The sequence below is a fragment of the Mojavia sp. genome, from assembly GCF_059505145.1.
The window spans coordinates 571,072-583,297 of sequence record NZ_JCACKA010000047.1 but is presented as its reverse complement, the minus strand read 5'-3'; the positions used below and the strand labels follow the sequence as shown (position 1 = coordinate 583,297).

At 42.2% G+C, this 12,226-nt stretch carries 8 protein-coding genes and 2 pseudogenes; 8 read left to right on the top strand and 2 right to left on the bottom strand.

Going from position 1 to position 12,226, the window contains the following annotated elements:
- The 6 genes and pseudogenes from AC5JL8_RS09670 to AC5JL8_RS09645 form a co-directional block, all read left to right on the top strand.
- A pseudogene (locus AC5JL8_RS09670) lies at nt 1–781 on the top strand (HEAT repeat domain-containing protein); the annotation flags it as partial.
- A gap of 1,041 nt (nt 782–1,822) precedes the next feature.
- Nucleotides 1,823–2,974 (top strand): annotated as a pseudogene (locus AC5JL8_RS09665) (NACHT domain-containing protein); the annotation flags it as partial.
- Nucleotides 2,975–4,635: 1,661 nt separating this feature from the next.
- Nucleotides 4,636–5,790, top strand: a complete 1,155-nt coding sequence (locus AC5JL8_RS09660; protein WP_495879554.1) for an ATP-binding protein — start codon at nt 4,636–4,638, stop codon at nt 5,788–5,790.
- Nucleotides 5,791–6,447: 657 nt separating this feature from the next.
- Nucleotides 6,448–6,843 (top strand): hypothetical protein, encoded by a 396-nt coding sequence (locus tag AC5JL8_RS09655; RefSeq protein WP_495879553.1) that lies wholly within the window; start codon nt 6,448–6,450, stop codon nt 6,841–6,843.
- Nucleotides 6,844–6,989: 146 nt separating this feature from the next.
- The gene (locus AC5JL8_RS09650) at nt 6,990–7,544 is read left to right on the top strand and encodes a pyridoxamine 5'-phosphate oxidase family protein (RefSeq protein WP_495879552.1); all 555 of its coding nucleotides are present in this window, start codon (nt 6,990–6,992) and stop codon (nt 7,542–7,544) included.
- A gap of 92 nt (nt 7,545–7,636) precedes the next feature.
- Nucleotides 7,637–8,431 (top strand): Uma2 family endonuclease, encoded by a 795-nt coding sequence (locus tag AC5JL8_RS09645; protein ID WP_495879551.1) that lies wholly within the window; start codon nt 7,637–7,639, stop codon nt 8,429–8,431.
- A gap of 10 nt (nt 8,432–8,441) precedes the next feature.
- Here AC5JL8_RS09645 and AC5JL8_RS09640 read toward each other — a convergent pair whose 3' ends face one another.
- Together AC5JL8_RS09640 and AC5JL8_RS09635 are read right to left on the bottom strand one after the other, a co-directional pair.
- Entirely contained in the window at nt 8,442–9,329 is an 888-nt protein-coding gene (locus AC5JL8_RS09640; RefSeq protein ID WP_495879550.1) for an alpha/beta fold hydrolase, read from the bottom strand.
- 91 nt (nt 9,330–9,420) lie between these two features.
- Nucleotides 9,421–9,918, bottom strand: a complete 498-nt coding sequence (locus AC5JL8_RS09635; protein ID WP_495879549.1) for a HugZ family pyridoxamine 5'-phosphate oxidase — start codon at nt 9,916–9,918, stop codon at nt 9,421–9,423.
- Nucleotides 9,919–10,307: 389 nt separating this feature from the next.
- Here AC5JL8_RS09635 and AC5JL8_RS09630 point away from each other — a divergent pair, with 389 nt between their 5' ends.
- Both AC5JL8_RS09630 and AC5JL8_RS09625 read left to right on the top strand, forming a co-directional pair.
- Nucleotides 10,308–11,792 (top strand): CIA30 family protein, encoded by a 1,485-nt coding sequence (locus tag AC5JL8_RS09630; protein WP_495879548.1) that lies wholly within the window; start codon nt 10,308–10,310, stop codon nt 11,790–11,792.
- Between the two features lie 74 nt (nt 11,793–11,866).
- Nucleotides 11,867–12,220, top strand: a complete 354-nt coding sequence (locus AC5JL8_RS09625) for a hypothetical protein (RefSeq protein WP_495879547.1) — start codon at nt 11,867–11,869, stop codon at nt 12,218–12,220.
- Nucleotides 12,221–12,226: the final 6 nt, after the last annotated feature.

Sequence of the window (12,226 nt, the reverse complement as noted above, 5' to 3'; positions counted from 1 at the left end):
ATCATATGTCCGTAGTACCGCAGCATATGCACTGGGGCAGATGCAAGCCAAAGACATTGCCGCCAACGTCGCCGCACTGCTCAAAGATTCTGACTCTGAAGTCCGTAGAGCCGCAGCATATGCACTGGGGCAGATGCAAGCCAAAGACTATGCCGCCAACGTCGCCGCACTGCTCAAAGATTCTGACTCTGAAGTCGGTATTGCCGCAGCATATGCACTGGCGCAGATGCAAGCCAAAGACTATGCTGCCAACGTCGCCGCACTCCTCAAAGATTCTGACTCTGGTGTCCGTAGTGTCGCAGCATATGCACTGGGGCAGATGCAAGCCAAAGACATTGCTGCCAACGTCGCCGCACTCCTCAAAGATTCTGACATAAATGTCCGTAGTGCCGCAGCTGATGCACTGGGGCAGATGCAAGCCAAAGACTATGCCGCCAACGTCGCCGCACTCCTCAAAGATTCTGACATAAATGTCCGTAGTGCCGCAGCTGATGCACTGGGGCAGATGCAAGCCAAAGACTATGCCGCCAACGTCGCCGCACTCCTCAAAGATTCTGACATAAATGTCCGTAGTGCCGCAGCTGATGCACTGGGGCAGATGCAAGCCAAAGACTATGCCGCCAACGTCGCCGCACTGCTCAAAGATTCTAACTCTGGTGTCCCTAGAGTCGCAGCATATGCACTGGGGCAGATGCAAGCCAAAGACATTGCCACCAACGTCGCCGCACTCCTCAAAGATTCTGACTCTGAAGTCCGTAGAGTCGCAGCATATGCACTACTAAAGCTAGCTCCCCAAGGTTTACCTGTTATTGTGCAAGTTCTGAATGCAGTACGCTATTATCCCTCAGATGTTATTCAGTTGAGATTTTTAGCTCATTTTATCGGTGGTGGCGACCAAAATGTACAAACTTTGATGCAATGGGTTGGCAAGCCCAAGACTACACCCAATGATTTGACTGCTAACCAGGGTAGGGAAATCATGGAATTGTTTGAGGAAGCCTGGAAACTTACTGATTCTTTTCCAGAATTGCGGCAAGAATTGGCACAACAAATTGCTGTAGTTGCTGATTTAGTTCGTTGGCAAGCGCAGGATATCGCCTTACTAGAACGCCACTATCAAAACCTCAAACATGGTAATTACAGACAAGCTGATACGGTGCAGCGTGTCATTAATAATCTGGAATTTTGGAAGTGGTTTTTCCTTGCCAGAAACATCATCCTGATTCACCTTGCGATTTGGCTTACGCTCATCCTTGCTTACCCCACATTTACCCAAATTCTCGCACCTTTATTCTGGAATCCTTGGGTAAGGCGAATTCTCGGTTTTGGTTACATCGGCTTACTTCTAACTTGGGTTCCTTGGCTGCGTCACAGGCTGTTGCAACCATTTAAACCTTTGCTGCTAGCAGATGCGGGCTTAGATAATTTCGTTGAGCAAGCTTATTTTGCTGAATCTTTTGTGAAGGTTCCACGGGGAAGTAGCCCACCCCTAACCCCTCCCCGCCACCGCCGTGTACACACATCTCTACACAGGCTGCAAAAATCATCTGATCCCCCTAAATCCACGCCACTTGCTACAAGTCGGGGAATCCTTTCGGCAGTTCCTTCTGGGGGAAACCCCCAAGACCGGACTGCCTCACCAACGCAGTGGCTCCCCTTAAAAAGGGGGACTTTGATTGCGCTTTCCCCCTTTTTAAAGAGGAATTTGATTGCGGTTCCCCCATTTGTAAGGAATTTGATTCCAATCCCCCCCTTTTTAAGGGGGGTTAGGGGGGATCAAAACGTTGTTGCAGCACTTGAGAGTACTGTTACACCAGAGATTCAACCCATCACCCAAGCAATCCCGACTCTGCAAGGGCAAATTGTCTTAGAGGGTGACTCTGGTTTAGGCAAATCAATGTTTCTCCGTCATTTGGTGAACAATTCCCAACGCATTTTTGTTTACTTACCTGCCCAAAAGTGTGACAAAGGGGTGATTGAAGCAATTTATGCCAAGCTACGCGCACAGGTAGACGATACTAAATTCCTCAAAAATCTAATTTACAGTGGAGCTTTAGATATCTGTATTGACGGACTCAACGAAGTTACAGCGGACACGCGGGCGAAAATCTCTCAGTTTGCGGAAGGTTATTTTCGGGGCAATATGATTATGACAACCCAGCCCCTAGAGTGGATACCGCCTTCTACAGCCAAGAAATATGAATTGCAGCCGTTGCAGCGCGAACAAATCCAGCAGTTTTTGCTTTCTCGTCATTGGGGATTGGCTAGAGACGCGATGATTAATCAGAATTCGGTAGAGACGCGATTAATCGCGTCTGTACAAAGTGGGGAGTCATTCCAATACGAGCAAGCTTGTTCCAACTACCTTGCAGAAGCCTTCAACGAGCAACAATCCCCGGAAGATTTAGCAGCAGCAAAGCGGATTCTTTCTAACCCGATGGATTTAACGCTGGTGGCGCTGATGCTATCACAAGGACAGCAACCAAATTTATTTCGCCTGCAAGAACAGCAATATCAGCTAATGGCAGCAGAATACCTGCGAGAATGGCAACACGAATTTCCTTTAAGCAGATTCTCTCAGGCAGTTTATCAAATGCGGCTGAATGACGAAAGCACCATACCCGCTGAGGAATTCCAGCCAGAATTAACCAGTCTGGAAGATGAAAAATATAAGATGGTGATCAGCCGTCAATGGGAAGATGACAAGGGAAAAGCCCAGAAAAACTGGTACTTTCGCCACGATAAAATTATGGAATTCTTCTTGGTGCAAAACTTTCTGGGTGGAGGTGAAGCAGTTCAAGAACGAGTTAATCAACACATTAATGATCCCAGGTTTCGCGGTGTCTATCTATTATTAGCTAATTTACTGCCTTTAGATGCTGCTTTAGGACTGCGAGAAAGAATTATTGAATACGCGGCTAACAGTAAAGACCATACATTAAGTGATAAATTTGTCCAGTTATTACAGTTACGCTTACCTTCCCAATGGACTCAAGACGGAACATTTAAGCAACTGCTACAACAACACGAACAAAAAACTCAATCTTTAGATTTGGTAGCGAAGTTTTTAGAACAAGTCGATGCGAAGGTAAAGCGTGAAAAAGAATATTTAATTATCGAATCTATCTTCAGCAGTCTCAGCATTTACGCGCCGTTTCCTGTTTTAATTACTATTGACACACCAACGGATCAAGATATCATCCGCCTGGTGCAACTTGCCCAACAATTGCCAACAGAACAAACACAAAAAGCTGGTTTGTTAATCTACAAAATTCCACCAGATACTACAGCCAGAATGGAAATTGCTAAGGTGCGGCTACGCGATAATTTTTTGCTAATTCCCATTCCGCTGACATCAGTAGAAAAAGCTTTACCCGATAAATATGAATGTATCGGCTTGTTGGAAGGATATTGCGATCGCTATCTTCAACGTGCTGATTTCTTTGATGACAAGAATGCTATTAGTGACACTTTATCATTTTTTGGTCGCACAGAACTTTTACAGCGTTTGGGAGAAGAACTCCTAAGACATCAGGGTGTGGGATTATTGGGATTACGCAAGTCAGGTAAAACCTCTGTGCTGCTTCAGTTAGGCTTTATGCTGCGCGAACATCCCATAGTACATATTGATTTGCAACGCTATGGCGGTTCTCGGTACGGTGCGGCTTTATTTAATGATATCCTTCAGCGTCTATCTACTTTAGAAAGTGAAGTTACCTTCCCCCAGTTAGAATTATTTTCTTTAGATAAACCAGCCGCAGAGTTAAGTTTTAAGTTTATTCAGCGGGTAAGTGAATTTGTTCGTATTATCCAAAAAAGTAAGAAATATAAATTGCCCATTCTTTGCTTTTTAGATGAAGTAGAAAGAATTATCCCCACACCAGAAGACAGCCGGGAAAAAGCCGAAGAATTTAATGCTTGTTTTGGAGCGTTGCGCGTATTATGCCAACAACAGCGGCAAATGTCACTGCTAATTGCTGATGTGCATCCAGATTGCAACCGGATTAATTCTTGGACACAACCAGGAGTTGCAACAAATCCGGTGTTTAGTTTCTTCAAAGAAATCTTTCTACCTCCTTTTTCAACAGAAGAGACACAAGAAATGCTCGTTAATCTGGGTAAATTAATGGGGTTAGAGTTTGATACAGCCACACCTCAACAAATCCATTACCAAAGTGGCGGACATCCTTTTGTTTCTCGCCAACTAGCTCGCTTTTTAACAGAGAAGATAAAAGACAATAATCCCAAACCTGCTACAAATAGCAATATGCTGATTGAATGGCCAATGGTAGAGCAATATTTAGAGAGAACTTTAAACCAAAAAGGTGAGTTAAAAAATTATTTAGAAAGAAGCATTTGGGAGGACTTAGAAAAACGCGACTTTCAAGTTGCAATCTCTGTTCTGCAAGTCGTCGCCTGTAACGAACATTTCCAAAACAGGATAACAGAACTAGCCTTACTAAACCACCTCAAAACTCAATTCACAACCAACCAGTGCTTAGATGCTTGTAATTGGCTGACAAATGTTGGATTGTTGTATCAGGAGGAAGTTGAGCATCAGGATTTCTACCATATCCGAATTCCTCTCTTATCACGGTGGATTCAAATGCAGATGACAGAGGAGGAAATCGAGCAATGCAAGATTTTGTAGGTGAACGTCCCTTTGATAATTACCGCGTCGCAATTACAGACCCCTCCCACTTCTTCGGACGCAGCGAATTAATTAATACAATGCTCAAGTCACCTTTTCAGGTGCGGATACTCTTAGGCGGACGGCGTTTAGGTAAAACCAGCGCCTTACGTGCTGTGGAGTGGAATTTACTGAATCCGAAAACCAATTATTCCCGCCACGCTTTTCCTGTATTAATTAACCTCCAGTTAGAACAACCCAAAGACTTAGACAATCTGCGTTATCTTCTCATCGCCAGACTCCGCGAAGCTATTGAACGCTGGCGAGAAGTACCTCTGGCTGAAATTCGACAAATGTACCGCGATTTTCTCAGTCAAATTAAGGGTGGCGAAGTTACTCTGAGTTTCCTCAAACAGTTAGATATTAAATTAAACATTAATAATCCCGACTCCGAAAGACGGTTAAATAATGATAGCTTTCGGTTAGCCTTCTTAAAAACTACAGAAGAGCTGCGGAAATTAAATTTTCAGGGAGTTTGCTTTCTTATAGATGGCGCTGAGTTCATTGTGCGCCAAAATTGGGCAACTGATGCTTGGTCTTACCTACGTGGTTTAAAAGATACGGACACAGCCATCAAGCCTTGCTTGGGTCTTTTACTGTCCGGCTATCGAGATTTGAAAGAATATCAGCAGCGTGTCGGTTCGCCATTGTTAAACATTGCAGAAATCGAATGGTTAGCTCCCCTTACCGAAGAAGAAACGAAACAATTAATTAGCGATCGCGCCGAACAAGAGAAAATATCTTTGAGTGAAGATAAAATTACCTCAGTTATCGAATGGTCAGGTTGCCATCCCTACCTCATACAACAAGCATTAAATCTGATTTTTGATTCTAATCACCAGCAAGATTCCCGCGCTAATCTCATCGACAAATTACTACAGCAGCATGACAAAGACTTTTCAGCATGGTGGAACGCTGAACATCTGTCTGGTAGCTTTGGCGAAGATGAACGCAAAATCTATTCTGCCCTGATTGAGAAGCGCAAAGCAACTGCTAAAGATTTAGCACAGTATACAAGTTTCAGCCGAGCAAAGGTGATAGACGCATTAGAAGTTATTGCTGGTACTGGTATAATTTGCCAGTTAGATAACGATTCCTAGGCATTAGGTTCTCGCCTGTTTGAAGAATGGGTAACACAGCAGTGTATTAGCACTTGAACACGTAGTTCATGCCTAAGCTAGGAAACTGGCATTTACTATAGCGATTATCGGTTGAGTCTAATACACTCGTAAGGGCACGGCAATGCCGTGCCCCTACACGCGACGATATATAGCGGATTGCATCCAACTGAGAACCGCTATATTTTGCCATTCAAGCAATCGCCTGGCTTAAAATCTTGCACCTTTATGTAATTCCATAACTTGCTGTCGTTATGACAGAAGTTGCTGTCGTTATGACAGAAGTTGCTGTCGTTATGACAGAAGTTATTGTCGTTATGACAGAAGTTGTTGTCGTTATGACAGAAGTTATACAGCAAGTTGCAAAGCAGTGAGCTACAGATTATCGTTGCTCGTAGAGGCACAACAATGTTGTGCCCTTAATCGTATACTTCATTTACCTGAAAGATACTGTATATTTTCTCAATTGGTGGAATAAAGTACACTGTGCGCCCCACCATAGCCCGCTTCAGCAAAATTACTAGTTAGTCTTCTAAAACAACGTCATAAAAAACACAATTATTTGTGGAGTTTGCTGAACCAAAATCCAGCTTTAGTAAGGCAAGCTAGCTTTAGACCCATCGAAAAAGAATACATATTATGGCCCGCCAAAGACGTACATCCCGCGTTTTAGAAAAAGCTGAGTTAAGATCCTCTGGACTGAAGGCAATTGATCCCAGCATGGATTTTGGGGATGCTCGCACTTTACAAAATCTAACACAACTAATTCAGCAGTACCGTACTAAGATTGATGCTTATAACACGGCTTTAACTGTAATAGATTCTTCCAAAACTGAAATGGAAGAGTTAGAAAAAAAATTGGGCGATCTCTCAGAGAAAATGCTACTTGGAGTTGCTTTTAGATACGGCAAAGACAGCATTCAATATGAAATGGCGGGTGGTGTGCGTAAAAGCGATCGCATTCGTAAAAGTACGGCAAGCCGCTTAAAAGCGGGTACAGATGAAACATCCGTTGGAAAAACTCAAACCACATAGTATGCTCAATAGTTAAGGATAAGCGATCGCCTCCACTCAAAAAGATGTCAAGTAGACGATTGCGATCGCTGTTTCCTCAGAGTAACTCTGTGCGTCTTTAATAGTTTAAGATTGCGAGATTGCAGCGTATTAGCAAAGTCAAGATTATGGAAACTGCAAACGCTACCAACGGATGGGTGAATACAATCGATTGCCAAAATCCAGAAGTTATTGCTAAAGCATCTCGCATCATCACCAATAACATTTATTGCACTTTATCTACTTGTTCAGCAGATGGTTATCCTTGGGCATCGCCTGTATTTTTTGCCTATGATGACAACTGCAACATTTATTGGAGTTCGGCAATAGTATCAAAGCATTCGCAAAACTTAGATAACAATCATGGCAGAGTAGCGATCGCTATTTATAATTCCAGCTTTTCAGAAGGCTCAGTAGAAGGTTTATACTTTTGTGGAACCGCATCAGAATTAAAGCCAGAAGAAACAGAAAGAGTATTGAAGCTACTGATAAATCGCGCAACTAAAAAACACAATCGCACAGCAGCCGACTATTTAAATGATTCACCCCGCAGAATTTATCAATGTCAACCTCAAGAAGCTTGGGTTACTGGCGATAGGGTAGCAGTTGCTAATCAATTAGTAGACACAAAAATTCAGATAAATTTGGCAGACTTGCAAAACTCAATATTAATTGAACAATAGCAAAAAGTAGGGTGGGCATTGCTAGCCCTACTCATGCCTGTCATCAAGTAACATGGAAATGTCCGAACTGGCTACACAATAGGTGAAAAGCCATGTCAGAAACCCTAGCTGCACCAGATATAACACTTCCGCCTACGCAAGCGGAATTACCATATGATGACGGTATCCCGATGGAAAGCCAACGACATAAAGTCCAAATGGAATTGTTAATTGATGTCGTAGAGACTTGGTTGGAACAGCGGGAAGATGGATATACAAGCGGGAATATGTTTGTCTATTTCAGCTTGGCACAGGTAAAAAACCAAGACTTTAAAGGCCCAGACTTTTTTGTTGTATTAGGAGTACCCAAGGGAGAACGCCGCAGTTGGGTTGTTTGGGAAGAAGGGAAAGGCCCTGATGTGGTGATTGAATTGCTGTCTGCGACTACCGCAACTACAGATAAAAATGAGAAAAAGCTGATTTATCAAAATCAGATGCGCGTCCCGGAATATTTCTGGTTTGATCCCTTTAATCCTGATGACTGGGCTGGTTTTTCTCTTGGTAGTGGAGTTTACCAACCAATTGCGCCTAATGCAGAGAATCAATTGGTAAGTCAAGCATTAGGTTTAGCATTGCTACGTTGGCAAGGTAGCTACAAAGGTATTCATACAACTTGGTTGCGTTGGGCAACTTTGCAGGGAGAATTGTTACCAACCGCAGAAGAAAAAGCACGTCAACAGGCTGAACAGGAAAGCCAACGGGCTGAACAAGAACGTCAACGTGCAGAAAGGGCGGAATCCCAGTTGCAACAAACAGCTATAAGATTACTTCAGTCAGGGATGACGGTAGAACAGGTAGCACACTTAACAGGTTTGCCAGAATCGGAAATTGCTGGACTGAGTATTTAGGGCTAATGGGCTAGGCTAGATGCTTTTGCAATAAACCGATTACTATCTCTGGCGTTTCTAGATGAGGTAATACTCCTGTGTTGGCGATCGCATAAAATTCTCGAATTGCGTGTGTATTTAAATTCGCCAATCTTCTACCGAGTTTAATACTAGTAAATTGTGCCTTTTCGCCCCAAAAGAACACAGTCGAAATTTTGAGTTGCTGAATATATAAACTTAAGTCAAAGTAAAGATCGCCTTTCAAAAATGACAAGGCTGCAAACTTGGCGTTAGGCTGCTGTGCAGAACTTAAATAAGCTTCCACCATCTCTTGAGAGACTCGTTCTGGTTTGGCAAACAGAAAACTTTGAAGAAAGTTTCGCACTGCAAATTCATTTTCAGCACCAACAGCATAAATTAAATCGTCTAATAGTGGCGTATTGATAACTGGTAGCGGTAGCCTACGCCCAGCACTTTGACCAAAGTCTTCAAACCCAGAAGGACACATGAGGAACAGTGCTTTGAATAAGTCTGGTTGCGTAGTAGCAAGGCGGATAGTTAAAGCCGCAGTCAAGGAAGAAGCTACTACTGTCACAGGCGGACGGCAGGTTTGAGTGATAAATTCGGCGATCGCGCTAAGATAATCTCTAATTTGGTAATCTCGCACCGGATGAGCAGACTCACCCCAACCGATTAAATCTGGGGCTAACACGCGGTGACTAAAAGCAAATGCTGGATAGACTTTAGACCATTCATAAGCAGACGCCCCGCCACCAAAATTGTGCAGAAATAATAGCGGAGGTAAATCTTCAGTCTCAGGGTTCGGCCAAGGTGCAGTCGTTTGGGTATAGTAAACCATTGCCCCTAGTGAAGTATGAATGACTTTATGCCCAAAGCCAGAAGGTTGAAACTGAAGCATAAAATTATTATAAAAGCTAAAGTACGAGGTAGAAACTAAACCACAAGAATAAGTCTGAAAGCTTGATATTAAAGTATAAAGTAAGAGTTTTTCATTGTTTATCTCCTGTGATTTGAACAAGTTGATCGAGGTTATTACCATTAATGTTATAAATTGACCCAAAACCAGCCACAAAACGCCCTGATTGTGGCGTAAGCTGAAAAATCCGAAAGTCAGGCAAGCTACGCAAGATCTCAATAATTTGACCAAAACGCTCTTGGAATTGCTCGACAATTTTATTCCAATTCTCTGTTTCGCGCTCTATCAGAGTTGCTGTACAATCAAAGTTCAATCGGCGACGTCCAAATATTTGGTTAGTTTGAGCTTCATCCTCAATAAACATCACACTTACATGAGGATTATCAGAGAGATTTTTAGTATGAGTAGAAAGACCGCTGACGTAAATATAGATATTTTTTGATTCATCCATTACAAATGGAGCATAGCTTGCATTAGGTATCCCCTGGTCGCTAACAGTACCAATAATCGCACTTTCAAATTCTTCCAAAAAACCTTCGTAAGCAGATTGGGCTTTTTCAAGTTCGCTCATAAATATAGTTCCGTTTAATTATTAATAATAAAATAATTATTTTAACTTGATTTTCCTAATTTTGAATTTTAGGGCAAATCCAAAAAGCATCTATGTGGTTAATAAATACCCTTTAAGATAGATGAAAAGTCTAGTTAAATGTGCTTAGTGTTTACTTAAAATACTTAAAAGTCTTCACTTGCAAATTCCAAATACAAATTTAAATTGTTGAGTGCTGATATGCAAGTAAGGTGGGCATTGCCTACCCTACTACTATGTAAGTAGATAATAGGTAAAGGTAAGATTAAAATTTTAAATATCTTTTGCCCATAAACTACACATCAATATAGCGAGACTTGTTCTTTATTCTCCTGTTGGGCTAGACTTAAAAAAGTGGCGAGGACGCAATTGTGACGGACAAAAATCGTTCTCAATGGGACTTAGGCAGGTTCATTGAAACTCTTAACTATTTTGAGGTTATTCCTTTTCTTAACTGCATACAGCGGTTGTTTCAAGGTCGTCTTCAGAATAATCAAGATAAGCCCATTGGAGGAAAGAGCATGGGTGTAATACTAGTAGCAGGTGCGACGGGTGGCGTTGGGAAACGAGTCGTGCGGCGATTAGTAGAACAAGGTTATAAAGTTCGGGCCCTTGTACGTGACATCGAAAAAGCCAGGTCAATTCTTGGTAATAATATTGACTTAGTAATTGCCGATATCACTAAACCAGAAACTTTAACTTCTGTAGTCATGGCTAATATCCAAGCTGTAGTATGTTGCACAGCAGTACGTGTGCAACCAGTAGAAGGAGATACAGCTGATAGAGCCAAGTACTATCAAGGCGTCAAATTTTACCAGCCGGAAATTGTTGGCGATACACCCGAAAATGTCGAGTACCAAGGTGTAAGAAACTTGGTGCAAGCGGCGGCAAAATATCTACATAAATCAAACGAAAAATCGATATTTAATTTCAGCAATCCATCAGATGAATTAAAAAATGTTTGGGGGGCCCTGGATGATGTGGTGATGGGTGGGGTGAGTGCAAGTAATATCCAATTTGTAGAAGATACAGCTTTGTTTGCTGGTAATGTCTCCACAGCAAATTCTGGAGGCTTTGCTTCTGTCAGAACTAAGAATTTTGATCCACCTTTTAATTTATCTGGTTACGAAGGTGTAGAATTGCGCGTTAGAGGTGATGGCAAACGCTATAAACTGTTTCTGCGGACAGATGCAAAATGGGATGGGCTAGGTTATAGCTATTCTTTCGACACCGTAGCAAATACTTGGATAGATATTCGCATTCCTTTTGCCGATTTGACTCCTGTATTTCGAGCCAAGACTGTAAATGATGCACCACCAATTGACGCTAGCAAAGTTTGCTCATTTCAATTGATGTTAAGCAAATTTGAATATGATGGCGCTTTAAATCCTAAATTTTCACCTGGTGGTTTCACTTTGCAAGTGGAATCTATTAAAGCTTATGGTGGGGCAACTTTACCACAGTTTGTACTGGTCAGTTCAGCAGGTGTAACTCGTCCCGGACGTCCTGGGATTAATTTAGATGAAGAACCCCCAGCAGTCAAATTAAATGACCAATTGGGTGGAATTTTAACGTGGAAGTTGAAAGGAGAAGATAGTTTAAGAGATAGTGGAATTCCTTACACAATTATTAGACCTTGCGCCTTAACAGAAGAAGCAGGGGGTAAGCAATTAATCTTTGAACAAGGTGATAATATTAGGGGCAAAATCAGCCGCGAAGATGTTGCAGAACTTTGTGTGCAAGCACTGCAAAATCCCAAAGCACGTAACCTGACATTTGAGGTGAAAGAGGGAGAGAATAGTACTAAATCTATCGATTGGCAGAGGCTATTTTCTAACTTAGAACCTGATAAGTAAATGCTAAATAAAGGCAGAATTAGATAAATAAGATAGAGGAAATACGGTAAATACTCCCCAAAGGAGTAGATGAAATGTCAAATAAATTTAACAAATTATTGTTGGCTGGAGTTTTAGCCATGTTTATCTGGATGGGGCTACTATCACACCCGGCTGCATCCCAGCAAGTACAATCTCGGATTAACAACCTAGAAGCAGATTTACGTCGTGTTCAGTTACAGTTAAACCAAATACAGTCTCAATTTGGTCAAGGTCGCTTTTCTCCATCCCCAAGAACGACCATCACCCCACAGCCTTCAGGGCCTAGACGCAATTTATCACAGCAAGAGCGCGATCGCATGTTTGATCGACTAGCAACTTTAATGGTTGAACTTAAGCAACAAGTCAACAAATTAGAGACGCGAGTCTCAAAGCTAGAATCACGGTAAAACAAC